The 26393-nt window shown below is 64.1% G+C and carries 28 protein-coding genes; 15 read left to right on the top strand and 13 right to left on the bottom strand.

Annotation, left to right across the window (positions count from 1 at the left end; genetic code table 11):
* Positions 1-22 precede the first annotated feature (22 nt).
* Positions 23-871, bottom strand: coding sequence for a hypothetical protein (locus AAGA68_02945; GenBank protein MEM9383989.1), 849 nt, complete (start codon positions 869-871; stop codon positions 23-25).
* A gap of 170 nt (positions 872-1041) precedes the next feature.
* Here AAGA68_02945 and AAGA68_02940 point away from each other — a divergent pair, with 170 nt between their 5' ends.
* Positions 1042-2475, top strand: a complete 1434-nt coding sequence (locus tag AAGA68_02940; GenBank protein ID MEM9383988.1) for a tetratricopeptide repeat protein — start codon at positions 1042-1044, stop codon at positions 2473-2475.
* Between the two features lie 57 nt (positions 2476-2532).
* Here the strand turns inward: AAGA68_02940 and AAGA68_02935 are convergent, their stop codons facing one another.
* Together AAGA68_02935 and AAGA68_02930 are read right to left on the bottom strand one after the other, a co-directional pair.
* Positions 2533-3960, bottom strand: a complete 1428-nt coding sequence (locus AAGA68_02935; GenBank protein ID MEM9383987.1) for a sigma-54 dependent transcriptional regulator — start codon at positions 3958-3960, stop codon at positions 2533-2535.
* Positions 3957-5519 (bottom strand): ATP-binding protein, encoded by a 1563-nt coding sequence (locus AAGA68_02930; protein MEM9383986.1) that lies wholly within the window; start codon positions 5517-5519, stop codon positions 3957-3959. The genes AAGA68_02935 and AAGA68_02930 overlap by 4 nt, the downstream gene beginning before the upstream one ends.
* Before the next feature lie 204 nt (positions 5520-5723).
* Between AAGA68_02930 and AAGA68_02925 the strand changes: the two genes are divergently transcribed.
* Positions 5724-6947 carry an NAD-dependent epimerase/dehydratase family protein gene (locus AAGA68_02925; protein MEM9383985.1) on the top strand — a complete coding sequence of 408 codons (1224 nt, stop codon included), beginning with the start codon at positions 5724-5726 and terminating at the stop codon, positions 6945-6947.
* A gap of 76 nt (positions 6948-7023) precedes the next feature.
* Here the strand turns inward: AAGA68_02925 and AAGA68_02920 are convergent, their stop codons facing one another.
* Entirely contained in the window at positions 7024-7263 is a 240-nt protein-coding gene (locus tag AAGA68_02920; protein ID MEM9383984.1) for an EF-hand domain-containing protein, read from the bottom strand.
* 214 nt (positions 7264-7477) lie between these two features.
* Here AAGA68_02920 and AAGA68_02915 point away from each other — a divergent pair, with 214 nt between their 5' ends.
* From AAGA68_02915 to AAGA68_02890, 6 genes are all read left to right on the top strand, one after another.
* Positions 7478-7927, top strand: a complete 450-nt coding sequence (locus tag AAGA68_02915) for a GntR family transcriptional regulator (protein ID MEM9383983.1) — start codon at positions 7478-7480, stop codon at positions 7925-7927.
* The gene (locus AAGA68_02910) at positions 7924-8793 is read left to right on the top strand and encodes an ABC transporter ATP-binding protein (GenBank protein ID MEM9383982.1); all 870 of its coding nucleotides are present in this window, start codon (positions 7924-7926) and stop codon (positions 8791-8793) included. The genes AAGA68_02915 and AAGA68_02910 overlap by 4 nt, the downstream gene beginning before the upstream one ends.
* Entirely contained in the window at positions 8790-9737 is a 948-nt protein-coding gene (locus AAGA68_02905; GenBank protein MEM9383981.1) for a hypothetical protein, read from the top strand. Before AAGA68_02910 ends, AAGA68_02905 begins: the two co-directional genes overlap by 4 nt.
* 107 nt (positions 9738-9844) lie before the next feature.
* Positions 9845-10201: a phage holin family protein gene (locus tag AAGA68_02900; GenBank protein ID MEM9383980.1), complete on the top strand. Its 357-nt coding sequence runs from the start codon at positions 9845-9847 to the stop codon at positions 10199-10201.
* A gap of 76 nt (positions 10202-10277) precedes the next feature.
* Positions 10278-12101 carry an ABC transporter ATP-binding protein gene (locus AAGA68_02895; protein MEM9383979.1) on the top strand — a complete coding sequence of 608 codons (1824 nt, stop codon included), beginning with the start codon at positions 10278-10280 and terminating at the stop codon, positions 12099-12101.
* Between the two features lie 90 nt (positions 12102-12191).
* Positions 12192-13556, top strand: a complete 1365-nt coding sequence (locus AAGA68_02890; protein ID MEM9383978.1) for a TlpA disulfide reductase family protein — start codon at positions 12192-12194, stop codon at positions 13554-13556.
* On the opposite strand, the gene AAGA68_02885 is transcribed toward AAGA68_02890, so the two are convergent.
* Positions 13510-13971: an NUDIX domain-containing protein gene (locus AAGA68_02885; GenBank protein MEM9383977.1), complete on the bottom strand. Its 462-nt coding sequence runs from the start codon at positions 13969-13971 to the stop codon at positions 13510-13512. The two genes, AAGA68_02890 and AAGA68_02885, sit on opposite strands and share 47 nt — an antisense overlap.
* Before the next feature lie 217 nt (positions 13972-14188).
* Here AAGA68_02885 and AAGA68_02880 point away from each other — a divergent pair, with 217 nt between their 5' ends.
* From AAGA68_02880 to AAGA68_02870, 3 genes are read left to right on the top strand one after another with little or no spacing between them, the layout of a single operon-like run.
* Entirely contained in the window at positions 14189-15919 is a 1731-nt protein-coding gene (locus AAGA68_02880) for an AMP-binding protein (GenBank protein MEM9383976.1), read from the top strand.
* Positions 15916-16713: a hypothetical protein gene (locus tag AAGA68_02875; GenBank protein ID MEM9383975.1), complete on the top strand. Its 798-nt coding sequence runs from the start codon at positions 15916-15918 to the stop codon at positions 16711-16713. The genes AAGA68_02880 and AAGA68_02875 overlap by 4 nt, the downstream gene beginning before the upstream one ends.
* A 27-nt stretch (positions 16714-16740) precedes the next feature.
* A complete protein-coding gene (locus AAGA68_02870) occupies positions 16741-17163 on the top strand; it encodes a DUF1294 domain-containing protein (protein ID MEM9383974.1) in 423 nt (140 codons plus the stop codon).
* Here AAGA68_02870 and mutM read toward each other — a convergent pair.
* The gene (gene mutM, locus AAGA68_02865) at positions 17160-17978 is read right to left on the bottom strand and encodes a bifunctional DNA-formamidopyrimidine glycosylase/DNA-(apurinic or apyrimidinic site) lyase (GenBank protein ID MEM9383973.1); all 819 of its coding nucleotides are present in this window, start codon (positions 17976-17978) and stop codon (positions 17160-17162) included. The genes AAGA68_02870 and mutM overlap by 4 nt on opposite strands.
* A 299-nt stretch (positions 17979-18277) precedes the next feature.
* On the opposite strand from mutM, the gene AAGA68_02860 reads away from it, so the two are divergent.
* On the top strand, positions 18278-19462 hold the full coding sequence (locus tag AAGA68_02860) for a fatty acid desaturase (protein ID MEM9383972.1): 1185 nt from the start codon (positions 18278-18280) through the stop codon (positions 19460-19462).
* A gap of 151 nt (positions 19463-19613) precedes the next feature.
* Here the strand turns inward: AAGA68_02860 and rpmG are convergent, their stop codons facing one another.
* From rpmG to AAGA68_02835, 5 genes are all read right to left on the bottom strand, one after another.
* Positions 19614-19781: a 50S ribosomal protein L33 gene (rpmG, locus tag AAGA68_02855; protein ID MEM9383971.1), complete on the bottom strand. Its 168-nt coding sequence runs from the start codon at positions 19779-19781 to the stop codon at positions 19614-19616.
* Between the two features lie 14 nt (positions 19782-19795).
* The gene (rpmB, locus tag AAGA68_02850) at positions 19796-20032 is read right to left on the bottom strand and encodes a 50S ribosomal protein L28 (protein MEM9383970.1); all 237 of its coding nucleotides are present in this window, start codon (positions 20030-20032) and stop codon (positions 19796-19798) included.
* 142 nt (positions 20033-20174) lie between these two features.
* Positions 20175-21098, bottom strand: coding sequence for a DUF4097 family beta strand repeat-containing protein (locus AAGA68_02845; protein ID MEM9383969.1), 924 nt, complete (start codon positions 21096-21098; stop codon positions 20175-20177).
* On the bottom strand, positions 21095-21691 hold the full coding sequence (locus AAGA68_02840) for a hypothetical protein (protein MEM9383968.1): 597 nt from the start codon (positions 21689-21691) through the stop codon (positions 21095-21097). Before AAGA68_02840 ends, AAGA68_02845 begins: the two co-directional genes overlap by 4 nt.
* A gap of 14 nt (positions 21692-21705) precedes the next feature.
* On the bottom strand, positions 21706-22311 hold the full coding sequence (locus AAGA68_02835) for a sigma-70 family RNA polymerase sigma factor (protein ID MEM9383967.1): 606 nt from the start codon (positions 22309-22311) through the stop codon (positions 21706-21708).
* A 203-nt stretch (positions 22312-22514) separates the two neighbouring features.
* Here AAGA68_02835 and AAGA68_02830 point away from each other — a divergent pair, with 203 nt between their 5' ends.
* Positions 22515-23096, top strand: coding sequence for a hypothetical protein (locus AAGA68_02830; GenBank protein ID MEM9383966.1), 582 nt, complete (start codon positions 22515-22517; stop codon positions 23094-23096).
* Positions 23097-23160: 64 nt separating this feature from the next.
* Here AAGA68_02830 and radC read toward each other — a convergent pair whose 3' ends face one another.
* Positions 23161-23829: a DNA repair protein RadC gene (gene radC, locus AAGA68_02825; protein ID MEM9383965.1), complete on the bottom strand. Its 669-nt coding sequence runs from the start codon at positions 23827-23829 to the stop codon at positions 23161-23163.
* Between the two features lie 132 nt (positions 23830-23961).
* On the opposite strand from radC, the gene coaBC reads away from it, so the two are divergent.
* Both coaBC and dut read left to right on the top strand, forming a co-directional pair.
* Positions 23962-25197, top strand: coding sequence for a bifunctional phosphopantothenoylcysteine decarboxylase/phosphopantothenate--cysteine ligase CoaBC (coaBC, locus tag AAGA68_02820; GenBank protein ID MEM9383964.1), 1236 nt, complete (start codon positions 23962-23964; stop codon positions 25195-25197).
* A gap of 4 nt (positions 25198-25201) precedes the next feature.
* On the top strand, positions 25202-25666 hold the full coding sequence (dut, locus tag AAGA68_02815; protein ID MEM9383963.1) for a dUTP diphosphatase: 465 nt from the start codon (positions 25202-25204) through the stop codon (positions 25664-25666).
* A gap of 10 nt (positions 25667-25676) precedes the next feature.
* On the opposite strand, the gene AAGA68_02810 is transcribed toward dut, so the two are convergent.
* A complete protein-coding gene (locus AAGA68_02810) occupies positions 25677-26381 on the bottom strand; it encodes a DUF4124 domain-containing protein (protein MEM9383962.1) in 705 nt (234 codons plus the stop codon).
* Between the last annotated feature and the right edge of the window lie 12 nt (positions 26382-26393).

The following is a 26393-nucleotide window of genomic DNA, read 5'->3' as shown; positions in this document are numbered from 1 at the left end:
ACTCCATTGCCAGGATCCTCCCTCAGGTTCCCGCGGCGGCTAGCTGCTCCGCCCGCCGTGCGCCCCCGCTGCGGTGCGTGGGTGACGGGCACCACCAGCCGATCGCCGCGGCACCAAGGCCCAGGCCTAAGCCCATCGCCATCACCTGGCCGACCGGCAGCGCCGCGAACGCGTCTGCCAGGCGATCCCAGAGCGCCGTGGGACCGAACCAGGCGAAGCCGACGTACATCAGCACCGAGCACCCGATGGCCAGGAGAAAGGGATCCGCCGGATTACGTCGCTTGATATCGATAATCAGCAGCGCGAGCAGCGCGAGGGTGGTTAGCCCCATCGCTGCATCGATCGCCATGCCAAACTTGGCCAATTCTTCAGGGGCTCTTATGGCGAAGCCGGGCACGAAGTTGGCGAGCAAGCGCGCCAGCGATGGGCCGGCAAGGGGGGTCAAGGTCGCCAGCATGTAGCGCGCGTGGCGTTCCGGGTCGCGCCGGTGGCGCAGGGCCAACCCGTAAAACAGGGCGAAGGCTAAGGTGGCCACCCAGTCGGCGACGGCGAGGTCGTGGCCGAAGAGAAGATTGAACGGCGAGTTCTCGCGCAGCAGAGTGACCTGCGTGACCAGCAGCCCCCCGGCCACCATGAGGGGGGCGAGCAGCACACTGGCTCGACCGAGCCAAGCGTGGAGGCGCCAACGACGACGGTGGATGGACGCGCTTTGGCAAATCAGCAGCACGATCCAGGCGGTGGCGGTGATGCCGTGTAGATGGTGCGCCGCAGGCGCGTCGTCGAGCACCAGAAAGTAGGTCGGTGCGAAGGCGGCCAGGGTGATCACCAGGAAAGCGAGCACGAAGTAATGGGCATGGCGAAAGGGCAGCACGTTGGCACCTCGATGAGCGATGTTCGAGGCAAATGCTTTGGTCTTTCGGTGGCGCTCAGCAATGCCGGCGGGCGGTCATGGGCGCATCTGGCCGCGCTTGGCTGTGCCTGGCCGCATCGGATCGCGGAGGCTGGGGTGCCCGTGGCGGTTGGCGTTCGCAAGGTTGCGCGATGACCGATGGCAATTCAGGTATCGCCTCGCCCCGCCTCGTGGGGTGGAAGCGCATCGCGGCTCACCTACGCTGCGGTGAGCGGACGGCGCGGCGCTGGGAGGCGCAGGAGGGGCTGCCGGTCTACCGTCACGTGCACGAGACCAAGAGCACCGTCTTTGCCTTGCCCGGCGAGCTGGACGCGTGGCTCGCCGAGCGCGCGGCCGACGGCCCGGCGCTGGGGGTGACCGAGGTAGCGGCCGAGGAATCAGCGCCGCTGGCGATGCCATCACGGCCTGGCGCGAATCGGCTGACGGTGCTGGTGGCGGGCATGCTCGTGGTGGCCCTGGGGGTGATCATCGCGCTGCGCTACGTACCTGAGCGCCAGCCGCGGCCCACGCCGGGCGTGGTCCTCTCCGCTGATCCGGTGGCCAACGGGCTCTACCACCGCGGTCGCGCCATGTGGGAGCAACGGGGAGTCGAGGCCAGCGAACGGGCGATCAAGATGCTGAGTGCCGCCGTGGAGCGCGATGAGGAGTTCGCCGCTGCCTGGTCGACGCTGGCCATGGCCTGGGCCACCTACTCCACCTACGTGATCGAAGCGGACCACGGCCGCGCCTTGGACGAGGCTATCGTCGCCGCCAGCCGCGCCCTCGAGCTGGACCCCTCGCTCGCCGAAGCCCGTTCCCTGATGGCCTTCTTCGCCCAGCGCAAGGGCGATTGGGCCGAGTCCCAGCGTATCTACGAGCAAGCCCTGGCACTGGATTCGGACAACGCCAATCTGATCCTGTGGTACTCGAGCCATTTCCGCGAACTCGGCATGTTCGAGCGCGCCAGGGAGCTCACCGCGCAGGCGCGCGAGCTCATGCCCACCTCGCCGGCGGTGCTCACAGAAATCGCCATGAACCACCTCCAGGCCTACGAGACGCAGCGCGGCGCCGAACTGCTCGACGTCATCCGCGAAGATCTCGGCATCGAGACGCCGATCCTCTGGTTCGGCACGGGCATGGTGGGGAGACGGCGCGGCGACCCCCAGTCGCTGAGCGCCTGGGCGCAGCGATCCCCGTTCCCGGGGACGGCGACATTACTAATGGAGTTCATCACTGTCGAGTTGGATGATGGTGACGCTGTCGATGCTCTCGCGACGAACATCGAGGCGGCGTACCAGGACGGGCGGTTGCCGGGTTTCGGGGCGGTGCATCTGTTGATCGAGCTCGATCGGCCGGAGCGAGCCCTCTCGGTGGCTGAGCGGGAGGCGGAGGATGGAGAGTTCATCAATTCCGCTGTCTTATACGATCTACAGAAACCCGCTCTGCGACTATCGGATCGATTTACCGCCGTGGCTGATCGGTTGGGGATGATTGCTTATTGGAAAGAAGTTGGAGCGCCGGACTTCTGCCGTAGCCAGCCGGACACGCCGGTGTGCCTGGTCATCGCCGGCGACGGTCGCCCCTAGGAGCTAGCCTGGATTAGTCTCGTCGCCCTCGCGACGAAGACTCATGAATAATCCAGGCTAGGTGCCGCTCAGGCCGTGCTGCTTGAGGCGGTAGCGAAGGGTCTCCCGCGTCACGCCGAGTTCCCGGGCGGCCTGGGAGACATTGCCATCGGTGCGGGCGAGAGCTTCTTCGATCAGAAGTCGCTCAGCTTCTGCTAGCGTAAGCCCGCGAAGGGCGTCCATGCCCGTAGGCGGCTTGCCGCCGTTGCCACTTTGCAGTCCCGCGTCCGCGGCAACCAGTGCGGGGGTGAGTAGTTCGCCGCCGCCCATCAGCACGGCGCGCTCCATCACGTGGCTGAGCTCGCGAACGTTGCCTGGCCAGTGGTAGGCCTTCAGCGTGTTCGCTGCCTCGGGGCTGATCGCGGGGGTGGGCAGGCCGAAGCGTCGAGCGGTCGTCTCGACGAAGTGTTCCGCTAGCCTGAGCACGTCGTCGGGGCGCTCGCGCAGGGACGGTGACTCGAGGGTCAGCACCTTCAGACGATAGTAGAGATCGGCACGGAAGCGTCCGGCCTCGATCTCCTGCTCCAGCTCGCGGTTGGTGGCTGCGATGAACCAGGCGTCGACGTTGACCTCGCTCGAGCTGCCCACGCGCCGCACGCGCCGCCGCTCCAACACCGCCAGGAGCTTCGATTGGGTTTCCATCGGCAACTCGCCGATCTCGTCCAGGAAGACGGTACCGCGCTCGGCGGCCTCGATCAGGCCGGTGCGCTCCTCGGTGGCCCCAGTAAAGGCGCCCTTGCGATGACCGAAGAGCTCACTCTCGACGAGGTCCGCAGGGAGCGCCGTGCAGTCCACGTGCACGAAGGGTTGCTGTGCCCGTTCGCTGCGCTCGTGCAGGGCGCGGGCGAGCAGGCCCTTGCCGGTGCCGGTCTCGCCGAGGACGAGGACGTTCGGCGGCGTGGGGGCGGCGCCTAGGCGGGCGATGCGCGTCACCTGCTCGCGCAGAGCGGCGGCGGCGGAGGTGTCGCCCAGGTAGTCGGCGGCCACCTCGCCACCGGCCTGGCCTCGCTCGCGCGAGCGTGACGCGGCCAGCTGCCGGCGCACTTCGCGTTGGGAGAGTACGCGCTGGATGTTCAGGGTGAGTTCGTCGAGGTCTACGGGTTTGCGCAGGTAGTCGTCTGCCCCGGCCTTCATCGCGGCTACGGCGTCTTCCAATCCGCCGAAGGCCGTCATCACGATCACCGCGGGATTGCCGGCCCCTAGGGGATCCTGCGCATCGCTGAGCTGCTCCAGCAGGTCCATGCCCGAGCCGTCCGGCAGGCGCATGTCGAGGAGCACGAGATCGATGGCGTCCTGTTTGCCGGTCGTCCGTAAGGTGTCTCGGGCCGACGCGATGTCGCCTGCGATCAGGACCTTGTAGCCCGTTCGTTCTAAGTGGCGGCGCACGGCGGAGGCGAGGAGGGTCTCGTCCTCGACCAGAAGCAGGTGGGGTGACGCCTGGCTCACGGCGAGGGTTCCTCAACGTTACTAATTTCCCTCGGTAGCTCGACCAGCGCTCGCGTGCCGCCCTCGTCGCGTTGGCTGAAGGCGAGGCGCCCGCCGTGGCCGCGGATCACCTTGTAGGCGAAGGGGATGCCGAGCCCCGTGCCGCGACGCTTGGTGGTGGGGCCAGGGCGCAGCTGCTCCGGTTCCGTCTGGGGGGTGAACCCCGAGCCGCTGTCGAGTATCGCCAGGTGGGCGTCGTCGCCCGCCAGGCGCGTATCGATCCTCACCGTGGCGCCACGGGGCGATGCTTCGATGGCGTTGTTGATCAAGCCGTGCAACGCCTGTTCCATGAGGTCGATATCGACCGTCAGCGACTCCTGTGCGTCCGCGTGGATGACCTCGAGGGAGACTCCTTTTTCCGCGGCGCGCGCTTCGCAGGGCGCCATCGCGCCGTGGATGAGTTGAGGCAGGGTACAGGCGACGGGGTGTGGTCGAAGGGGATGCAGATAGCTCAGAAGTGAGTTCACCCAGCGCCCGAGGCGGTCGACGGTGGCAATCACCTCATCGCGTACCTCATGCCATTCTTCGGTGTCACTCATATCCACCACCTGCACGGCCGCGCGAATGCTCGCGAGGGGGTTGCGAATGTTGTGCGCAACAACGGGCACGAGGGCGCCGAGGGCTGCTTGACGTTCCTGGGTGACGAGGGCATCGCGGCTCGCGATGAGCTCCTGCGCCATGTCGTTGAGGGTGAGGCTCAGCTCACGCAGTTCGCGCACGGCATCGTCGGCATCGATCTGGGTGTCGAGCGCGCCCTCGCGCATGGTGGCGGCGCCCTGGCGGATCGCTTCCATGGGCCCGACGAAGTGTCGGCGGAAGCGTCGCCGGGTCCACAGCAGTAGCCCTAAGCCGATAGCGATGGGAATCGAGATCAGCATCGGCGCCAGACGGTTGAAGCGGTCCAGGCGCTGCTCGAGCTGCTGTCGCTCCTCGATGATGGCCGCGTTGAGAGCGAGGAACGCGGTTTCGAAGTCGCCGAGTATCCAGCGTTCGTAGGCGGGGTCTAGTTCCTCCGTGCGCGCCTGCTCGGTGAGGTCGGAGGCGTCGGCGAACACGCGGTTCATGGCCGTTTGCATGCGGGCGTACGCCCCGCGCATGTCCGTGATGGCCTCGCGTTCGGGAGCCTCCGTGGCGTTTTGTTCCAAGCCGTTGAAGGAGAAGTCTATGCCGTAGAGCAAGCGCCAATACTTGTCGAGGGCGTCGGGGTCTTGCTGCAGCTGGGCGCGCGTGACCTCCTTCACGCCCCGGTACACATCACCGCGCAGGGACTGTGCCCCCGAGAGCAAGGTGTTGATGCGCACGGCTTCGGAGGAGGCACCGTGCCAGAAGCTGGCCCACAGGCCGCCGATGCCGGCGGTGATCATCAGCAGGGCGAGGAATCCGCCTTCGAGCGTGTTGACCAACGCACGCAGGGAGCGAGCGGTCGGCTCACCCGGGCGCGGGGCCGGCGATTTCGAAGACGCGGGAGCGTGTGCGGCCGGGTTCGCCTCGGCGGGCTCACCGGCGGAGCTGGATACCATCTCGGCGCCTGCCTGGTGTCGTGGTCGATGGGTGCATGACCTTGTCTGCGTTGGACTATACTGCCGCCTTTCTAATATTCGCGACTCCTAACCCTGCGTTTTGGGGCGTCATCCGTTGAGGTGGCGGGACGCGGGAGGGTCGCGAGGGTCGCGTCGCCGGGGGCTTGGACGACGTCGAGCACAAAAGACTAATGGGGCGTTCGCATGAGAGTAATCGTTCTGGGTGGGGATGGCTTTTGTGGCTGGCCGACGGCCTTGTATCTGTCCGACCAGGGGCACGAGGTCTGCATCGTCGACAACCTCTCCCGGCGCAACATCGACAATGAGCTCGAGGTGCAGTCGCTCACGCCGATCCAGCCGATCGGCAAGCGCATCGATACCTGGCGCGAGCTCACGGGGCGCGAGATCCAGTTCGCCAACATCGACATCGCGCACAATTTCCAACGCCTGCGGAACCTGATCGAGGAGTTCCAGCCGGAGGCGATCGTGCATTTCGCCGAGCAGCGCGCGGCGCCCTACTCCATGAAGGGCGAGGTGCAAAAGCGCTACACGGTGAGCAACAACCTGAACGCTACCCACAATGTGCTGTGCGCCATCGTCGAAGCCCAGCAGGACATCCACTTGGTGCATCTCGGCACCATGGGCGTCTACGGCTACAGCACCACCGGCATGGTGATCCCCGAGGGTTACCTCGAGGTGCAGGTGCAGGCGGAGAACGGAGAGCTGGTCTCCCAGGAGATCCTCTACCCGCCGCAGCCGGGCAGCATCTACCACCTAACCAAGACCCAGGATCAGCTGTTCTTCTGGTACTACGCGCGCAACGACGGCGTGCGCATCACCGACCTGCACCAGGGTATCGTGTGGGGCACGCAGACGGAGCAGACCAGCCGCGACGAACGCCTGATCAACCGCTTCGACTACGACGGCGACTACGGCACGGTGCTGAACCGCTTCCTGATGCAGGCGGCGATCGGCTACCCCCTGACCGTGCACGGCACGGGCGGGCAAACCCGCGCCTTCATTCACATCCGAGACACCGTGCGCTGTATCGAAATCGCCCTGGAGAACCCACCGGCGAAGGGCGACCGGGTGCAGATCTTCAACCAGATGACCGAGACCCACCGGGTGCGGGACCTGGCGGAGAAGATCTCATCGCTCACAGGGGTCGACGTCGACTACCTGCCGAATCCACGCAAAGAGAAGCCGGAGAACGACCTGCGGGTGGCCAACGACTGCTTCCTGGACCGCGGCCTCAAGCCCACCACGCTGGACGAGGGCTTGATGGACGAGGTGCGCGATGTAGCGTCCAAGTACGCGGACCGTTGCGACCGTTCGAAGATCCCCTGTACCTCTACGTGGGTACGGCAGGAAGAGGGGGATGCCTGCGCGAGCGATAAGGCTCCGCCGGCCCAGGCGGCTGCACGCTAATCTTTGGCGCGCTGGCAGGGCTAGAGTGATCCCCGCCTGCGCCTGCCCGTCTCTCAAGCGAGCGCGAGCGGGGCGCTTAGTACTCCCACCACACCTGCTTCCACCAGGTGATGAATTCCTCGTAGTCGATACAGCCATCGCTGTTGGTATCGATCATGGAGAACGCCTCGGCTGCCTGCTGCACGGATGACTCCGGGCTAAGCACCTGTAATAGCTTAGAAAACTCGGAAAAATCGACGGTGCCGTCGCCGTCCGTGTCGGTGAATTCGAAGTTGTCGCGGATGGTTTTCAGCTCGTCTTCCGGAATCGGTCGCATGGTCTGCCGGGCTCCTGCTCGGTCGAGTGGTTCGGGTTGAGGGCCCCGCAGTTTACCCGTGTTTTCACGATCTCGGTCGCGCTTTGAGCGGCTGGGACTTGCGTCTAGCGGCCTAGGTGTTATAGTTGGGTACAACACTAGTTCACTAAGCCGGTTGGGCTCACCCCCTGACGGAACGGGAGGCCGCCCCAGGCCGCAACGTAAGAGACTGACGATGGAACCGAAATGGAACGATACGCAGCCGATCTATCGGCAGCTACGTGACCGGGTCGTCGCGATGATCCTGGAGGATGTCGTGGGCGACGGTGATGCGCTGCCGTCGGTGCGCCATGTGGCCGCCGAGTACCAGCTCAATCCCCTCACTGTCATGAAGGGCTACCAAGCGCTGGTGGATGAGGATCTGGTGGAGAAGAAGAGAGGACGTGGCATGTACGTGAAGTCCGGGGCCAAGGCGCTGCTGCTTAGCGATGAGCGCAACCGGTTCATCAAGGAGACCTGGCCTGGCGTGGCGATGACCATCCGCCGCCTGGGGCTGTCCCTAGAGGAGTTGCTGGCTGCCCCCGTGCACGAGGCGCAGGATCAGGGAGCGTTGAGCCCTGGTGGCGCCGCCAACGACGCCGGCGAGCCCAAGCCCGCCAAGGAAGATGGAGACGACGCGCCATGACCACCCCCCTGATCACCGCCCGCGGCCTGAGCAAGCGTTTCGGTCGTCAGGAAGTGCTGCACGGTTTGGACTTCGATATCGAAGAGGGGCAGATCGTTGGCCTCATCGGACCCAACGGCGCGGGTAAGACCACCGTCCTCAAGGCGATCTTGGGGTTGCAGCCCTGCGACGGCGAGCTGAGCGTGCTCGGCCTCAACCCCTACACGCAGCGCTCGCAGCTCATGCAAGAGGTGTGCTTCATCGCCGACGTCGCGACTCTGCCGGGCTGGCTTCGTGTGCAAGATCTGCTCGCCATGATGCCTGGCCTGCACCCGCGCTTTGACGCCTCTCGCGCCCTTGACTTCCTCGAACGCACGGAGGTACGCCCCAAGGCACGCATCAAGGAGCTGTCGAAGGGTATGACCGTGCAGCTACACCTGGCCATCGTGATGGCGATCGAAGCGCGCCTGCTGGTGCTCGACGAGCCTACCCTGGGCCTCGATTTGCTCTATCGCAAAGCCTTCTACGAGACCTTGCTCACGGACTACTTCGATGAGAAGCGCACCATTTTGGTCACCACCCATCAGGTGGAGGAGATCGAGCGCATCCTCACGCATCTGATGTTCATTCGCAGTGGCCGGCTCGTGCTGAACTCCTCGATGGAGGACATGGCCGATCGCTACCTCGAGGTGCTGGTGCACCCCGATCAGGTGGAGAAAGCCCAGGCCCTGCGTCCGGTGTACGAGCGCAGCATGTTCGGCAAGAAGGTGTTCCTGTTCGAGGATCAATCGCGCGACACCCTGGCTGGGCTCGGGGAAGTGCACAGTCCGAGCGTAGCAGATCTGTTTGTGGCCAAGATGGCGCCCAGCTCGAAGGTGGCAGCATGAATACCGCCCTTACCCTAGTCCGGCGCGAGCTGCTCGAGCATCGCTCGATCTTCTTCGCCCCCGGGATCCTCACGCTGATCATCCTGGCCGCATCGCTGTTCGCGGTAGCCAAGGGCTTGAGCGTCGGTAGCGAGGTAAACGAAGCCCTGCGTGAGCTGCGCTCAGCGGATCCCGAGCGCGTGCACATCATGCTGCGCAGCCTGCTCGCGCTCACGCTCATCCCCTTCGCCTTGCCCTTCAATCTGTTGATGAGTGCAGTGGCGGGCTTCTACCTGCTAGACAGCCTGTACGGCGAACGCAAGGATCGTAGCGTGCTGTTCTGGCGGTCCCTGCCTGTGTCGGACACGCAGTCTGTCTTAGCCAAACTGCTGACCGGGTTAGTCGCCGTAGGCTTGGTGGAGCTGGTGGCGGTGATCATCGCCTACGCCTTGAACGGCCTGGTGCTATCGGTAGGCTTGATCGCACTGGGGGAGAACCCGATCACCCTGCTCTGGCTGCCTGCGCCCTGGATTTCAGGACCTCTGTTCCTGCTCTACGTGGTGCTGGCGCAGGCCCTTTGGTTCGCTCCCTTTGCGGCATGGTTGCTGCTCGTCTCGTCGGCGGCACGCAACGCGCCGTTCCTGTGGGCGCTCGGGGTACCGGCGGCGCTCATGTACCTCGAATGGTTGCTGTTCCGTACCCAGAACTTGGTCGATTGGATCGGCGGTCATGTGCGGGACTTCGGTTACTACGCGCTGAACACCGAAGACGATGAGGTGCGCTTCAATGGCGACGACTTCGCCGACGTGTTCGACGAGTTCGGGGACATGGAAGGCCCTCTATCCCTGCTCTCGGTTCCTGATCCGATCGCCCTGCTCACAGCGCCAGGTCTTTGGATTGGCTTGGTCATCGCCGCGATCTTCACCCTTGGCGCGATTCGCCTACGCCGTTACCACGACGTTTGAGGGACTGCCGCCTGGCGCCGGTGTTCCGGCGCCAGGCATTTTGCGCTTGATCACTCGCCTGCGATAATCAGCCCTTCTGGTCACCCGACGCGGCAGGAGGGCGTTGCATGCGAGGCATGCTAATTCAGCTGCTTGTTACGGCGTTCGCGCTGTGGGTCGCTGATGAGCTCCTAGACCGTGTCATCATCGATGATCTACCCACGCTGCTCATCAGTGCTGCGGTACTCGGCCTAGTCAATGCCTTCATCAGGCCCATTCTGACGTTCCTGACATTCCCCTTCACGATCATTACGCTCGGCTTGTTTCTGTTCGTGCTCAACGCTGCCATGCTGCTACTCGCCAGCAGTCTCGTACCAGGGTTTGAGATCCAGGGCCTGGCGACGGCGTTCTTCGCGTGGGTAATCGTGAGCCTTGCTAGCGCCATGGCCTCGATGCTGGTCGGCGAGCAGTCAGCGCGCGACTGAACCCTACGGATCATCTCGATGTCCCTTCCCTTAGCGCGCAGCACGTCTTCGAAGCTCAGTGAGTAGCAGGCGACCTTTGGTCGAACCCGCCCGCGGCATACGCCAGTTCCTGAGCGTCTTCCGCTACAGCAGTAGGGCAGTGGAGCTAGTCTGGTCGACCAACCGCCGCCTGACCATCGCCTTTGCCTTGCTCACACTGGTTGCCGGCGTGTTGCCTGCGGCAGTCGCGTGGGTAGGCAAGCTAATCGTGGATGCAGTGGTGGCAGCGATGGCCGTGCACGAGGCGACCGGCGAGACCGCGCTCGACGCCATCCTGCGCTACGTTGCCATCGAAGCGCTCCTTGTCGCCCTGCTCGCAGCCACTCAACGCGGTATCAACGTATGCCGATCCCTGTTGCGTGCGATGCTGGGTCACCGCGTGAATACGATGATCCTCGAGAAGGCGCTTACCCTGCAGCTCAGCCACTTCGAGGATTCGGAGTTCTACGACAAGATGACCCGCGCGCGGCGCGAGGCATCTACGCGACCTCTCGGATTAGTTAATAAGACCTTTGATGTCGTGCAGAACGGCATCTCGCTGGTCTCCTACGCGGCGATCCTCCTGCAGTTCTCGCCATGGGCGGTGTTGATCATCGCCGTGGCTGGCGTACCCGCGTTCCTGGCGGAGACCAAGTTCTCCGGCGACGCCTTTCGTCTCTTTCGCTGGCGCTCTCCCGACACGCGCAGACAGATATATCTCGAGACCGTGCTGGCGCGGGAGGATAGCGTCAAAGAGGTCAAGCTGTTCCAGCTCGGCCGGCAGCTGCTGGATCGATACCGTGGGATCTTCGATAAGCTATTCGAGCGCGACCGAGCCCTCACGGTGCGCCGTGACTTCTGGGGTTTCGTCTTGGGGCTGCTCAGCACCGGTGCGTTCTACGGCGCCTACGGTTGGACCGCCCTCGCCGCGGTTCGCGGCGCCATCAGCCTGGGTGAGATGACCATGTATCTGCTGCTGTTCAAGCAGGGTCAGTCGTCCGTGTCCGCCGTCCTTTCCTCGATCGGTGGTATGTACGAGGACAACCTCTACCTCTCCATCCTCTACGAGTATCTCGAGCAACCGGTCGCGGCCCTCGAGGGCACAGCCACTGTGGGGCCGAGCCCCGGCGATGGTTTGCGCTTCGAAGAGGTGAGCTTCACTTATCCGGGCGGCACCACGCCGGCATTGGAGCATGTGAGCTTTCACCTTCGCACGGGCGAGAGTCTGGCCCTCGTCGGCGAGAATGGATCCGGCAAAACCACTCTGATCAAGCTGCTCACGCGTCTCTACGAGCCATCCGCTGGGGTCATCAAACTCGATGGGCTAGATCTGCGCCAGTGGGATCCTCACCGCCTGCGGGAGAGGATCGGGGTGATCTTTCAGGACTTCGTGCGCTATCAGTTTCTCGTGGGCGAGAACATCGGGGTGGGTGACGTCAATCGCTTCGATGACGAGCAGGGGTGGCGCGACGCAGCGTCTCGCGGGCAGGCCGACGTGTTCGTCAACAAGATGGACGAGGGCTATGCGACTCAGCTCGGGCGCTGGTTCCCAGGGGGTCGCGAACTGTCGATAGGCCAGTGGCAGAAGATCGCCTTGTCCCGGGCCTTTATGCGACGCGATGCGGATATCCTGGTTCTAGACGAACCCACCGCTGCGATCGACGCGGCGGCGGAGGCCTCCATCTTCGAGCACTTCCAGACCCTCTCGGAAGGGCGCATGGTGATCCTGATCTCCCACCGGTTCTCCACTGTTCGGATCGCCTCGCAGATCCTGGTGGTCGATGACGGGCGCATCGTCGAACGCGGTACCCACGACGATCTGCTCGCGCGTGGCGGACGCTACGCGAAGCTGTTCCTGCTCCAGGCCGAGGGCTATCGCTGACACGAGCGAATTTTCGCGCTGCCCGGCGGTCGGTAGACTATCGCCAGCCGTTTCTCATCCATCGATCAGCGAAGGCCGAGTATTTCCAGCATGAGTGCACCTCTGACCCGCGTCCGTCCGTTCCGCGTCGTTCTCGCCCGCCAGGCTATGCTCGCCATCGGTGCGCTGGTGATCAGTGGCCTGGTCACCTCGTGCACCGAAGAGGGCACGGCCAGTGCGCCGCCTGAAGAAGGAGACGCTGCGCAGGCTAGCACCGCCCCCGCCATTCCTGCGCTGCCACCGGCGCTAGGGCCCTGGCGCGCGACGGTGCAGCTGCCAGGCGGTGAGCTGCCCTTCACCCTTCGCTTGGCCGAGTCGGCCACAGGTCTGACGGCGACGGTGGAGAACGGGGAGGAACGGGTGCCCGTGGGCCGCGTGGTGCAGGAGGCGGGCGAGCTGCTGTTCGAGTTCCCGGCTTTCAACAACCGCATCGACGCGGCCCTGCGCGACGACGGCTCTCTGGTGGGTGATCTAACGCTCATCAAGCGTGGCGGCGAGACTCAGGTGATGCCCTTCGAGGCCTACCCTGGTGCCGTGCATCGCTTTCGCGTGACCAACCCCTCGCGGGTGGATCTGCACGGGCGTTGGGCCGTGACCTTCACTGACGATGAGGGCAAGCTCTCTCCCGCTGTCGGCGAGTTTTCACAGGCGGGTGGTGAGCTCACCGGCACCTTCCTGACGCCCACGGGGGATTACCGATACCTGGCGGGCAACGTCGACGGCGACACCATGGCGCTCTCCACCTTCGACGGAGCCCATGCGTTTCTCTTTCGTGCCCGCATGCAGGAGGACGGCACGCTGGTTGGCGACTTTTGGTCCGGTACCCGCTGGCATGAGCGCTGGCGCGCACGGCGCGATGAGAAGGCAGCCCTGCCCGACCCCCAAACACTCACCTTTCTGAAGGCGGGCTACGACAGCTTCGCCTTCGAGTTCCCGGACCAAGACGGTCAGCCGGTCTCCCTGGATGACCCGCGCTTCGCGGACAAGGTGGTGCTGGTGACCTTGGCGGGGAGTTGGTGCCCGAACTGCCATGACGAGGCCGGCTATTTGGCTGAGTACTACCGGCGTAACCGCGAGCTTGGGGTCGAGGTAGTGTGTTTGATGTACGAGCACTTCGAAGACTTCGACACGGCGGCGGCCCAGGTGAAGCGCTTCCGCGAGAAGTTCGACATCGAGTACACCACCCTCGTCGCGGGAATTTCAGATAAGACCAAAGCTGCGCAGACGCTGCCGATGCTGAACCGGGTGCTCGCCTTCCCCACCACGATCTTCGTCGATCGCGCGGGTGAGGTGCGTCGCATACACACGGGTTTCTCCGGTCCAGGCACGGGCCAACACTTCGTCGATTGGGAGCGTGAGTTCCTAGCCTTTATGTCGACTCTGCTGAGCGAGGCGGGCTCAACGGCGAGTCGCTGAGAAAGCGCTCCGTCCACTGCAGCACGCAGAGCACGCGGGGGGTGAGGCGCTCGGCTGCGCCGTCCAGGGAAAACCATCGAAACTCGTGGTGTTCCGGGCGGCCGAGCTGCGGGTTGATCCCCAGCACAACGTGCTGTTCCTGAGTGAGGGCTGCGTAGTAGCGGGAGACCTTGCCGGGGCCGTAGGGGCCCGTGTCGATGAACTCGTGACCCCACACGAACTCCAGGTCCGTGATGCCGGTCTCCTCCTCCACCTCGCGCGTCGCGGCGTCCAGTGGGCTCTCACCGGCCTCCACCCCGCCCTTTGGAAAGTCCCAGTGGCGATAGGCACGCAGTAAGAGCACCCGAGGCCCCTCGGGTGAGAGCCGCACGGGCACGACGCCAGCGGAGAACGCTCTGATCTTTCGACCTCCCATGGGAGCAGTATCTCAGGCCTTAGCAGCGACGACTGTGGGCTACCCGACAGCCGGAGAACCGTCCGCGCCAGGTTGCTGTCGACAAGCGCGCGGTTTGAAGCCATATGCTGCCTTGGGCGAGACTAGGAGGTTCTACACAGTTGACACGCGGTGGGCCGCGATGGCCTCGCCCCGCCGCCTTTCCGCCCGCGCCAGCCCACTTCGGAGTGCCCTACCCATGTCGAGCGCTGAATCGCCCCAGGACGAGCGAATCTGGCTTCGGGAATATCCCGCAGGCGTCCCCGCAGACATCGAGCCGCAGCGCTACGCTTCTGTCAAAGCGGTGATCGAAGAGAGCTGTAAGCGCTACGCGGATAAGCCCGCCTTTAGCAATATGGGCTACGAGCTCACATACCGTGAACTGGATCGAGCGAGCGCAGCTTTCGGCGCGTGGCTCCAGCAGGGCGCGGGTCTGAGCAAGGGCGATCGGGTGGCCGTGATGCTGCCCAACCTCCTGCAATACCCGGTGGTGGCCTACGGGATCTTGCGCGCTGGTATGACGGTGGTAAACGTCAACCCAATGTACACCCCGCGCGAGCTAAAGCACCAGCTGTCCGATTCGGGCGCATCCGCCATCGTCATCCTGAAGAACTTCGCCAGAACGCTCGCCGGCGTGCAGGGCGACCTGCCGGATCTCAAGTGTGTAGTCACCACCGAAATCGGAGATATGTTGCCCTGGCCCCGATCGGCGCTAGTCAATGCAGTCGTAAGGTATGTGAAAAAGCTGATTCCGCCGGTGCAGTTGGCGGGAGCCGTTGCGCTTTCGAGTGCGCTTAAGCAGGGAGCCTCCACGACCCTGCAGGACGTTGCTCTCACCCACGACGATTTAGCGTTCCTGCAGTACACCGGGGGTACGACGGGCGTTGCCAAGGGCGCGATGCTGAGCCATGGCAATATGGTGTCGAACCTCGAGCAATCGTCCGCCTGGCTCTCGCCGTTGACGAGCGATGGCTCGGACATCGTGATCACGGCGCTGCCGCTCTACCATATCTTCTCCCTAACGGCGAACTGCCTGGTCTTTACCAAGATCGGCGGTAAGAACGTGCTGATCACCGACCCGCGTGACATGGCCGGCTTCATCGCCGAACTGCGCCGTCATCGCTTTACGGCGATCACCGGCGTCAACACGCTGTTTAATGGTCTGCTGCACGCAGAAGGGTTTTCGAGCCTCGACTTCGGTCCCCTGAAGATCACCCTCGGCGGGGGCATGGCGGTGCAGCGGGCCGTGGCGGAGCGGTGGGCCGAGGTCACCGGGAAGCCGCTAGTAGAGGCCTACGGTCTCACCGAGACCTCCCCTGCTGCCTGCATTAACCCCCTCACGATCGATGCCTACAATGGATCGATCGGCGTGCCTATCTCCTCCACCCGCGTCACCGTGCGCGATGATGATGGCAACGCACTGCCACGCGGTGATGTTGGCGAGATCTGCATTGGCGGACCGCAGGTGATGAGGGGCTACTGGCAGCGCGCCGAGGACACGGCGAAGGTGATGACGGACGCGGGCGATCTGCGCACGGGCGATATGGGCTACGTGGATGAGCGCGGCTACGTGTTCATCACTGACCGCAAGAAGGACATGATTCTAGTCTCGGGCTTCAACGTCTACCCGAACGAGATAGAGGACGTGGTCGTGCGGCATCCTGCCGTGCTCGAGGCTGCTGCCATCGGCGTGCCCGATGCCAAGAGCAGCGAGGCGGTAAAGCTGTTCGTGGTGTGCGACGAAGGCCAGCAGCTCGACAAGGCGGCGGTGATCGCTCACTGCCGGGAGCACCTCACCAACTACAAGGTGCCGCGCCACGTGGAGTTTCGCGAAGACCTGCCGAAGAGCAACGTCGGCAAGATTCTCCGTCGAACCCTGCGTGATGAGGAGCTGGCCGCGAAGGCGGCGCCCACGGAGCAGGCCTCTTGAGTGAGTCTCGCGGCGGTAAGGGTGTTCACTTAGCAAAGCTTGCGAAACTATTAGGTAGAAGTCACGAGGTGCGCGGCCGTCAGGTGGACATGCATCCACCGGACGAGGCGATGCTCTGGTTCGAGGGATGGCAGGCGAAGCGCCTGGCCATGACCTACGAGGATCTCGAGGCTCAACCCCGCTACAAACCGGCCGTTGATTTCTTTCTTTCCGATATCTACGGTGCTCGTGACTTTAGTCGGCGAGACGATGATGTGCGCCGGGTCTACCCGCTGATGTCGCGCGTCCTGTCGGAGGAGGCGATCGGCTCGATCACCTTGGCGATGGACCTGCACGCGATGAGCCAGGAGCTGGATGAGAAGATGCTCGTTCAGTTGCGCGATCACCTCGGCGTGGCGGTGGGCACGGACCTGCAACCTGAGGACTATGCGCAGGCTTACCGACGCGTGGGCGAGGTAGAAGAGCGCCAGCGCCAGATCGAGCTGGTGGTGCAGCTTGGACGTACCCTCGACCGCGTGGTGCCAAACCCGATGCTCTACACCGCCGTGAAACTGGCTCACGGGCCAGCGCACATGATGGGGTTCGGTGAGCTGCAGGACTTCGTGGAACGCGGTTTCGTCGCCTTCCGGCACATGCACGGAGCGGATCGGTTTCTCGGCGCTGTGCGTGATCGAGAGCTAGCGATTCACCATCGCTTAATGGCCGGTGAGTTGCCGTCTCGGTGGTTCATGGGAGGCGATGCCTTGGAGCAAGACATGGCGCAAGCCGAGGCCGCCACGGGCGGGGGCGCCTAGAAATGGGGCGTGGAGCCCGCTAACCGCGTGTCCGAACTCCACGCGGCTGTCCAAGCCCATTACCTTAGGGCCGCTTTCTGCGCTGGGTTCTGGCTGATCGCCCTCCTTGGCGGTTCCGCCTGGGCGGTTCAGCATCTCTACCGGCCACTCCCGACGCTAACGCCCAGCGCGTATCTCGTGTGGGTGCTCAGTGGATGGCTGCTGGCGATCAACTTGTGCACCTGGCAATTCTGGCGCTTGGATAAGCGTCTCGCCAGCGACGCGGGCCAGGTGCGCGTGCCGGAGGCCTTGCTATTGCTGCTGTGCGTAGCAGGCGGCGTGGCGGCAGCCCTCGCGGCTATGCGTTTTCTACGCCATAAGTCAGCTAAGCGTTCCTTTCAGTGGCGCCTGCTGCCGATCGTGTTGCTTTGGGTTGGGGCCGTTGGCGCGATCCTGTGGTTCTCGGCCTAACGTTGGCATTGGAGGCAGTAGTAGCTCGCACGCTGCCCGATCACGCGCTGGCGAATCTCGGTGCCGCAGGTGCGGCAGGGTTCGCCCTCGCGGCCGTAGACGGCGAGTTCGAGCTGGAAGTAGCCGGGGGAGCCATCGCTGCGCAGGAAGTCTCTTAGGGTGCTGCCGCCGCTGTCGATCGCTCGTTGCAGAACCTTGCGCACGGTCTGCGCTAGGCGCACGTAGCGGGCGCGAGAGATGCGTCCTGCGGGCCGTGTTGGTGAGATCCCTGCCTCGAATAGAGATTCGCTCGCGTAGATGTTGCCAACGCCCACGACCACGTGGCCGTCCATCAAGAAATTCTTCACCGCTCCGCGGCGACCGCGCGAGCGCTCAAACAGATAGTCGCCGTCGAACGCATCTCCAAGGGGCTCGGGGCCGAGCTCGGCGAGCAATGGATGGGAGGACACTGGGTGAGGTGACCAAAGAAGTGAGCCAAAGCGCCGCGGATCGTTCAAGCGTAGGGTGGCCCGATCGAAGCACAGGTCCACGTGGTCGTGGGGCTTCAACGCTGGCTCCTTACCTCGCTCTATCACCCGGACGCTGCCGGACATTCCTAAGTGCAGCAGTAGGTTGCCGCGGGGCAGGCGGAAGATGAGATATTTGGCGCGGCGCTCGAGGCCCTCTAGTGGCTGGCCCGCGCTGGCGGCGGGCAGCGATGGAGGCACGGGCCAGCGTAGGCGCGACTCGCGCACCACTACCTCCTGCAGGGTGCCGCCCTCCACGTGCGGGGCGATTCCACGGCGAGTGGTCTCTACTTCGGGTAACTCAGGCACGTGTCTCCTTCCGTACAGACCGCAAATCGTCGGCTTGTGATCTCGGCCGTCGAGGGACTGGGGCCGGCACGTTAGCATCTTGGGCGAAGGGGGCGCCTTCGAGAACGCTGCCGCCTCCTTCGGTGATTGCGGATATCGTGAATCCGATCATCAACCTACGTTGGCATGTTGGCTGCTTTGCCCGGGTCATCACAAGATCATCTCGCGCGATTTGTCAGCTGGCGTAGCGCTCCGCTAAAGTGCCTCTCGCACCACCGCTTATTGCGGTGCAGTAACGACGACACTCTCCCGAGGACTGGATGGAATATCTCGACGGCTTGCTGAACCTCAAGTTCTGGGGCGTGACGATACTCACGCTGACTTTCCTGCAGATGACGATCGCGTCGGTCACCTTGTACCTGCACCGCGATCAAGCTCACAGAGGCGTCGATCTGCACCCGATCGTCCGCCATGTAATGCGCTTCTGGCTCTGGCTATCCACAGGCATGGTCACCGCCGAATGGGTGGGGGTGCACCGCAAGCACCACGCGCACTGTGAGACGGAAGACGATCCTCACAGCCCTCAGGTTCACGGCTTGAAGAAGGTGCTATTCGAGGGCGTGGAGCTATACCGCAACGCGGCCAAGGACGCGGAGTCCGTGGCGAAGTTCTCGCGCGGCACGCCGGACGATTGGATCGAGCGAAACCTCTACTCCCGCTGGCGCTTCGCCGGGCCCACCTGCATGGCGCTGATCGACCTGGCGCTGTTCGGGGTTGCCGGGATCACCGTGTTCGGCCTGCAGATGCTCATGATCCCGTTCTTTGCGGCGGGCGTGATCAACGGTGTTGGCCATCACACAGGCTATCGAAACTTCGAGTGCGAGGACGCGTCCACGAACGTCACGCCTTGGGGCCTGTGGATCGGCGGCGAGGAGCTGCACAACAACCACCACGCCTTCCCGAGCTCCGCCCGGTTCTCCGTGCGCAAGTGGGAGTTCGATATCGGCTGGCTCTGGATCCAGATGCTCTCGGCCGTCGGCCTAGCGAAGGTGCGACGGGTGTTTCCCAAGCCGGTGATCGCTGCCATGGACGAGCCCGTCGTGGACCTCGAGACCATGCGCGCCATCATCACGAATCGCATGCACGTGCTGCGTGACTACGGCAAGCGAGTGACCCTGCCGGTGCTCGCGACGGAGGCTAAGCAAGCCGATGATGCCCGCTGGCGCCAGCTCTTGCGCCGTGCGCGCAAGCTGATGATCCGCAGCCCGCAGCTGCTGGACGATCCCTCACGGCGCGAACTTGGCGACGTGCTCGCGAATAGCGAGCAGCTGCAGAAGGTGCACGAGTTCCGCGAGCGCCTGCGCCAGATGTGGAGCGGCGTGCACCCTCACGAGCGCCTCGTCGACATGATGCGCGAGTGGTGCGCTGAGGCTGAGGCTAGTGGTATCCGGGCCTTGGAAGAGTTTTCCACGCGGCTACGCCGCTACCGCATGCAGGCTGCCTAAGGGAAGGGTGCTAGGCTCCTCGCGTTGCGGAGCCATCCCTTCCAGGGTTAGGAAAAAGAAAGGCCGCTCCGGGGAATCTGGAGCGGCCTTTCTAACTCAGGACACTAGTTTCGGACTCGACATTCGCCCAACGGGCGGCACGGCGGGCGCCCTATTTGATCTTCGCTTCCTTGTACGTCACGTACTGGCGGATGCGGGGGTCGAACTTGCGCACTTCCATCTTCTCCGGATGCAGGCGCTTGTTCTTGGTAGTGGTGTAGAAGTGCCCGGTGCCGGCGCTGGACACAAGGCGGATCTTGTCGCGGGCAGAGTTGGCCATGGCTCGCTACTCCGTCAGATTTTGTGGCCGGCAGCGCGCAGGTCCTTGAGGACTGCTTCGATGCCGCGCTTATCGATAATGCGCATACCGTGCGTGGACACGCGGAGCTTCACGAAGCGCTTCTCGCTCTCCACCCAGAAGCGGTGGTCGTGAAGGTTCGGCAGAAACCGACGGCGGGTCTTGTTGTTGGCGTGCGATACGTTGTTACCGGTCGCCGGACCCTTGCCCGTGACCATGCATACCCTAGACATGGCGTCTTTACCTGTTGGAAATCGTGGTTCCGCGGGGTGCACCGTAGTGCTCGCCCGAAGATCGAGAACCGCGCATACTAGCGGGGGCAGCACCGTTCGGCAATAGGCTGGGGTCTGGTGCTTCGGTGACGCGCGTGGGTGCTCAGTCGCAGTCGCGTATGTCGATGCTGCCGCTCATCGTGTTCACAGCAACCCGTACGCTGCCGTCCCCTTCGCGAAATCGTAGTCGTGAGCCGGGGCCCCAGCCCTCTTCCTTAGGGCGCTGACGCGTGACCCGGTCCACGATGTCGCCGGAGAAGGACTCCAGGTCGAATTCGACGTTCTCACGCTTACACAGGTGCAGGGTCACCTCGCCGGAGACGGACCCGGCCCGCAGGCGGGCGCGATCGCGGAGGTGGCCGTACAGGGTGATCTCGCCGGATACGCTCTCGAGCTTCGCCTCATCCAGCACTTCGCTGCGTACGCGAGCATCGCCGGAGATCGTACTCACGCGCACCTCGCCGTTGACCTCTAGCACCTCCGCATCGCCGCTAACCGCGTTCACGTAAAAGCGGCCTTCAGCACCGTTGCCGTCGAACTCGATGTCACCGGATACCGTTTCCAGTTGCACGTCGCGGCTAGCGCTGTCGACGTCGATGTCCCCGCTAACGCTCTGAACGCGCTGGTCTCCGTGGTGCCCATCTACGGACACGTCCGCACTAACGCTTGAGATCTCGAGGCGGACGTTCTCTGGGACATCGATCCTCAGATCCGCATCACGGCTGTCGCTGCGCCCATACCAGCGTTTGTCTGCCTCGACGCGAATCTCCGCATGGTCCTCGTCGTGTTTCACGATGAGCGATTCGGGATCGCCCTCGAGCTCGGCTACCAGGCGAACCTCCTGGCGCGACCAGGCGCGCACCTCGATCTTGCCCTGCACGTTGATGATCTTGAGGTGGCCACCATCGGCTAGGGCAAACTCTCGCTCCACGGTGGTATCCGCGACCGCTGGCACCGTGGCTGCGCTCGCCAGCGAGGCGCACAGGAGCGCCTTGGCCAGTGACAGGGAGTTACGCGTCTGGCTCATATCTCGATGACCTGTTGGGCGGTTTGGGCCAGCCGCTGCACGGACTTCAGCAAACTCAGCTCTTGCTGGCAGGTGGTGACGAGCAGCTGCTGTAAGGATGCGTTGTCCGGATCTTCGGCCAAGGCCAGCTCGATGGTGGTAAGGGCGGCGCGGATCTCGAGCAAGTTTCCCGCCACCACGCGCCGTGATGCGGGATCCAGACGCTCTAAGCTAGCCTCCAGGATCGCCATCAGCTCGCCTCGGGCCATCGTGTAATCCACCGGCAGCACGCTGGCCTCTATGGGCGTCAGTGCCTCGGTCGGCGGAGCTAGCCGGGCCATCAGCTCGTCCTGGTTGTCCAGCGGTGCGTAGTGGGCACGGGTGGCGACGAAGGTGGTCAGACTGGCAGTGGCGACCAGCAGCACGGTGGCCGCGAGGCCCCACAGGCGTCCGTTGCCATGGGTCGCCGCGCGCGCCGCGCCCGATCGGTGTTCCTGCGCTGCGCGGGCGTCGTGGTTCGTTAGCCGCTTCTCGATCTGAGGCCACAGGTCATTCGGCGGGGTTAGCTGCTGCGGCAGTTCGCGAATCGCCTGGTCCAATTCTTGGTCGTTCATGTCCAATTTCTCCTTCAGCGCACGAGACGCTGCTTGAGCAGCTGGCGTGCCCGGTGTAGCTGCGCCTTGCTGGTGCCTGCGGCAACGCCGAGGGCATCACCTGCCTCCTCGTGCGTATAGCCGTGCAAGGACACCAGCACAAATACCTTGCGCGCCTGTTCCGGAAGCTCCGCGATTGCCTGTTCCAGATCGAGCTGCGCGGCGTTGTCCGGTGCTGGCGCGGCCACGCGATCCAACGGATCGATGTTCTCGCCGTCCTCGTCGCTGTGTGCACTCACTAGTTTCAAGTGGGCGCTGCGACGTTTCCACTTGCGCTTCAGGCCTAGGGCCTGATTGACCGCGATACGATGGAGCCAGGTGCTGAAGCGGCTATCACCAGCGAAGCTCGCGAGGGCGTTCCAGGCATTCACGAAGGCCTCCTGCACGCAGTCCTCTGCCGCGGCTGCATCTGCCGTCAGGCGCAGGCATACGGCGTAGAGCCGGCCGTTATGCCGCCGATAGAGGGTTTCGAAGGCTTGCGTGTCGCCGGCGCGGGCGAGGCCCACCAGCTGCTCGTCGCTCCGCTCGTCCTCGGATTGGTTCGCTCGGATGTCGATCACCGTTGCCGTCATAGTTTCCATCGCGTTCCGCGGCTGTTCGTGGGGCCTTGGATGCTTCACGCGATAGGAAAGGTTTGAGTCCGAAGGCGCTGGAATCAAGCGCCCGACCCGTCGGCATCGCTATTCGACCGCTGAATATGGCCGATCAGCGGCATTTCCGGGCAACTCGTGCGTAAAACAATTGTCGCACCCTCATACCGTGGGCGCGATGTGGGGGAAAGCGGGTGGCTCAAGCAAAGATTTGTCGCAAGCGGCTTGCGCAGGCTGCAGCCCAGCACCTCGTCCTGACGCTGGCAGCCGCTGTGACGTGCGTCGGATCCGCCATCGCGCAAACCTCAGCCGGTGAAGCCGCGGCACCCTGCGCGGGCGAAGAGTTCCGCACCTTCGACTTCTGGCTTGGCGATTGGCAGGTACGCACGGCCGACGGAAAAGTGGCTGGAGCTAATCGAATTACGCGCCGCGAAGGCGGCTGCGTGCTCCTCGAGCAGTGGATCGGCGCGTCGGGCAGCACTGGCATGAGCATGAACTTCTACAGCCCTTCGAGCGGTCGCTGGAACCAAGTCTGGCACAGTGCCTCCGGCGCCTTGATCGACATTAGCGGCGGCTGGGACGGCGAGTCGATGGTGCTCACAGGCACCATCGAATACGTGGCCACCGCCGCCATCCAACCGTTTCGAGGAACTTGGACGCCGCTCGACGATGGCCGCGTACGCCAGTTTTTCGAGCAATCGGATGATGGGGGCGATACCTGGCAGCCGTGGTTCGAGGGTTTCTACGCACGCCGCGACGCATCGCCTGAACCCTAGCCCTTGCGCAGCGTACCCCTGACAAGCGAGTGTTGAAGGTAGCTGTATGGATTCGTAAGGTGAATCATAGTAACCCGCGCTCGGCGAGCGATGTGCACTCCTCGTCTCCCACAACCAGATGATCGAGCAACCTCACCTCGACCAATGCCAGCGCGTCGCGAAGCCGTCGCGTAATGGCCTGATCCGCATGGCTGGGCTCGGCCATGCCGCTCGGGTGGTTGTGAGCAACAATCATCGCAGCAGCATTGTGTGCTAGGGCCTGACGCACGACTTCACGTGGATGCACGCTCGCCCCATCGAGCGTGCCCCGGAAGAGCTCCTCGAAGCAGATGAGGCGATTGCGGTTATCTAGGTAGAAGCAACAGAACACCTCGTGCGGCAGGTCTCTCAGGCGGGCACGCAAAAACTGGCTGGCGGCGTGCGGCGTGTCGAAGGCGTCGCGACGATCCAGGCCTTCCTCCAAGTGACGCCGCACCAACTCCACTGCCGCCTGCAGCTCGGCGAACCGAGCGCTGCCGACGCCGGCCACGGCACACACTTGTTCACGACTCGCGTTGAATAAGCCTCGGACGCTGCCAAACTGCGCTAGCAGCGCGCTAGCGATCTCGTAGGCGGATTGCTGGCGATTGCCATGGCGCAGGACGATCGCCAGCAGTTCCACGCTGGACATCGCGCGTGGGCCAAGCTGTAGCAAGCGCTCGCGGGGGCGTTCACGGGGTGGTGGAAGGATCAACGGCGGTACGCGCGCGGGGCGCCTCCTGCTGCCTGGGCCGAATCAGTCGCAGTTTGCGCGAGCAGTAGAGGTTTGCGCTCCGGCTTATCGCTATGATGTGCCCACTAATCCGATCGGTGAGGGGAGCGGACCTTGGCCGCAGCCGGCAAGCTAGAGGGTAAGCGCGTCCTGGTGGGCGTGAGCGGGGGAATCGCGGCGTACAAGAGTGCGCTGCTCGTGCGACGTTTGCGTGAGCAGGGCGCCGAGGTGCAGGTGGTGATGACCGCCGGCGCCGCACAGTTCATCACGCCCCTGACCCTGCAGGCGCTCTCCGGTAATCCCGTCCGCGACGCCCTATGGGATGAGGCGGCGGAGGCTGCCATGGGCCACATCGAGCTCGCCCGCTGGGCGGATCTGGTGCTGATCGCGCCCGCCACCGCCCACCTGGTTGGTCGCTTGGCGCACGGGCTGGCAGACGACCTGCTCTGCACCGTGTGCTTGGCGACGGAGGCGCCTGTGGTGCTGGCGCCAGCGATGAATCGCGTGATGTGGCAGCACCCAGCCACCGAAGCCAACTGCCAGGTGCTGGCGCAACGCGGGGTCGCCCTGTTGGGTCCGGGGGAAGGCTCCCAAGCCTGCGGTGAGGAGGGTGCCGGGCGGATGCTCGAGCCGGAGGAGATCGTCACCGCAATCACCGGCCAGGCCGGACCATTTGCGGCCTCAGGCGACAGAGAACTAGGCGGTCTGCGCGTGCTACTGACGGCGGGTCCGACGCGAGAAGCTCTAGATCCCGTGCGCTTTCTCAGCAACCGAAGTTCGGGAAAGATGGGCTACGCCGTGGCGCAGGCGGCGGCGGAGGCGGGCGCGGAGGTAACGCTTGTCAGCGGCCCCACTCACTTGGGGACGCCGTCAGGTGTGACCCAGGTGGATGTGGAGAGCGCGCGCAGCATGCACGATGCGGTCATGGCCAGGGCGTCGACGGCGCATATCTTCATCGGCACGGCGGCGGTGGCGGACTACGAATGTCGTGAGCCTGCCGAGCACAAGCTGAAGAAGGCGCAGCTGGGAGATCTTATGGTGCTCGAGCTGCATCCTGCACCTGACATTCTCGCGGCAGTAGCAGCCCTGGCGGAGCCACCGTTCACGGTGGGCTTTGCTGCAGAGACCCGCGACCTAGAACGCAATGCGCGCGCTAAGCTGGAACGCAAGAGGTTGGACATGATCGCGGGTAACGTGGTCGGCGCCGCGCGCGCCTTTGACTGTGCAGACAACGAGATCACCGTGTTTTGGGTCGACGGAAGCCGCCCCCTCGGCCATCTCCCTAAGCTCGACTTAGCCCGCTCCCTGGTGGCGGTGATCGGCGAACGCTACCGAGCGACGAGAGGATAGACGCATGCCTGATGAGCAACGTTCGATCGCGCTGAAGGTGCTGGACCCCCGACTGCGGGAGTTCGGCGTGCCTGAGTTGGCCACCAACGGAGCGGCAGGTCTGGACGTGCGTGCTTGTATCGAACAGCCGCTGAAGCTGGAGTCCGGGGCGACGGAACTCATCCCCACAGGGTTTGCGCTGCACATTGCCGACCCATCGCTCGCGGCGGTGCTCCTGCCGCGGTCGGGGATCGGTCACAAGCAGGGCCTTGTACTCGGCAACCTCACCGGACTGATCGACTCCGATTACCAAGGGCAGGTCTACGTGTCCATGTGGAATCGCGGTCGCTTCGCTCGCGAGATCACACCGGGCATGCGGATTGCGCAGATGGTGTTCGTGCCGGTGGTGCAGGTGCGCTTTGAAGAAGTGGGCAGCTTCGAGGCTAGCGACCGCGGAGAAGGCGGCTTCGGGCATTCAGGGACGGCGTAGGATCGGGAACTTAGCGCTGGCCGCTCGCGCCGGCGCGAGTCTGTCGCAGAGCGTCAGGGCTCGCGAACTCCTGGTAGATCTCTAGGTCTGACTCAAATCGTCGTTCTTGCTCAATTAGCTTGCGGCGCAGGGTTTCCGCATCCTCTTGGCGTTCGCTCAGGGCTTGGTTGGCGACCTGCAAATCGAGTAGAAGGTCCGAGGGCATCGGCGGCAGAGAGCTTTCAGACGAGTAAGGAAAATTGAACTCTCTCGCTTTGTCCATGAGCGAGCGTAGCTCGTCCCGCAGCTCTCGCACCTTGTGGTCATTGACCGACTGGCGGTAGTACAGGGCCTCCATACGCGACTTGTGGTAGCTCCTGAGGTCCCCGATCGTGGCGTAGGATCGGAACAGGTTGTCGCGGTACTCCGCCTGGCGCTTCGTCAAAGCCGCGCGCGCTGCGTCGCGTTCCGCCTTCTTACGCTGCTCGGCCAGTTCCTCCTCGGTCGGGGCGCGAGGTACCTTGCCGGTGACTACGCCTTGGTCGTTGAGCGTCTCGCTCTCGCGGTCTTTCTCCTCCGGTGGCAGGCTTTCCTCGATGTGGATGACGCCGTTTTCGTCCACCCAGCGCACGTACTCCTTGGCGCTCGCGGCACCGCCGAGCACGCAAGCTAGCAGGCATAGCCCCGCAAGGCGGACCCACATTTTGTATTGCGGACTGAACACGTTACGCATCATCTCAGGACTGAT

Source organism: Pseudomonadota bacterium, assembly GCA_039193195.1.
In the GTDB taxonomy this organism is placed as follows: domain Bacteria; phylum Pseudomonadota; class Gammaproteobacteria; order Steroidobacterales; family JBCBZW01; genus JBCBZW01.
This window is presented reverse-complemented; position numbering and strand designations above follow the sequence as displayed.

Excerpts from the sequence above, each read along its gene's own strand:
- AAGA68_02885 (MEM9383977.1), bottom strand. The coding sequence starts at position 13,971 with ATGGGAGGTCGAAAGATCAGAGCGTTCTCCGCTGGCGTCGTGCCCGTG.
- AAGA68_02890 (MEM9383978.1), top strand. The coding sequence starts at position 12,192 with ATGAGTGCACCTCTGACCCGCGTCCGTCCGTTCCGCGTCGTTCTCGCC.
- rpmB (MEM9383970.1), bottom strand. The coding sequence starts at position 20,032 with ATGTCTAGGGTATGCATGGTCACGGGCAAGGGTCCGGCGACCGGTAAC.
- AAGA68_02920 (MEM9383984.1), bottom strand. The coding sequence starts at position 7,263 with ATGCGACCGATTCCGGAAGACGAGCTGAAAACCATCCGCGACAACTTC.
- AAGA68_02915 (MEM9383983.1), top strand. The coding sequence starts at position 7,478 with ATGGAACCGAAATGGAACGATACGCAGCCGATCTATCGGCAGCTACGT.
- AAGA68_02900 (MEM9383980.1), top strand. The coding sequence starts at position 9,845 with ATGCGAGGCATGCTAATTCAGCTGCTTGTTACGGCGTTCGCGCTGTGG.
- rpmG (MEM9383971.1), bottom strand. The coding sequence starts at position 19,781 with ATGGCCAACTCTGCCCGCGACAAGATCCGCCTTGTGTCCAGCGCCGGC.
- AAGA68_02940 (MEM9383988.1), top strand. The coding sequence starts at position 1,042 with ATGACCGATGGCAATTCAGGTATCGCCTCGCCCCGCCTCGTGGGGTGG.
- AAGA68_02930 (MEM9383986.1), bottom strand. The coding sequence starts at position 5,519 with ATGGTATCCAGCTCCGCCGGTGAGCCCGCCGAGGCGAACCCGGCCGCA.
- dut (MEM9383963.1), top strand. The coding sequence starts at position 25,202 with ATGCCTGATGAGCAACGTTCGATCGCGCTGAAGGTGCTGGACCCCCGA.
- AAGA68_02835 (MEM9383967.1), bottom strand. The coding sequence starts at position 22,311 with ATGGAAACTATGACGGCAACGGTGATCGACATCCGAGCGAACCAATCC.
- AAGA68_02845 (MEM9383969.1), bottom strand. The coding sequence starts at position 21,098 with ATGAGCCAGACGCGTAACTCCCTGTCACTGGCCAAGGCGCTCCTGTGC.
- AAGA68_02840 (MEM9383968.1), bottom strand. The coding sequence starts at position 21,691 with ATGAACGACCAAGAATTGGACCAGGCGATTCGCGAACTGCCGCAGCAG.
- AAGA68_02860 (MEM9383972.1), top strand. The coding sequence starts at position 18,278 with ATGGAATATCTCGACGGCTTGCTGAACCTCAAGTTCTGGGGCGTGACG.
- AAGA68_02810 (MEM9383962.1), bottom strand. The coding sequence starts at position 26,381 with ATGATGCGTAACGTGTTCAGTCCGCAATACAAAATGTGGGTCCGCCTT.
- AAGA68_02880 (MEM9383976.1), top strand. The coding sequence starts at position 14,189 with ATGTCGAGCGCTGAATCGCCCCAGGACGAGCGAATCTGGCTTCGGGAA.
- AAGA68_02910 (MEM9383982.1), top strand. The coding sequence starts at position 7,924 with ATGACCACCCCCCTGATCACCGCCCGCGGCCTGAGCAAGCGTTTCGGT.
- AAGA68_02925 (MEM9383985.1), top strand. The coding sequence starts at position 5,724 with ATGAGAGTAATCGTTCTGGGTGGGGATGGCTTTTGTGGCTGGCCGACG.
- AAGA68_02905 (MEM9383981.1), top strand. The coding sequence starts at position 8,790 with ATGAATACCGCCCTTACCCTAGTCCGGCGCGAGCTGCTCGAGCATCGC.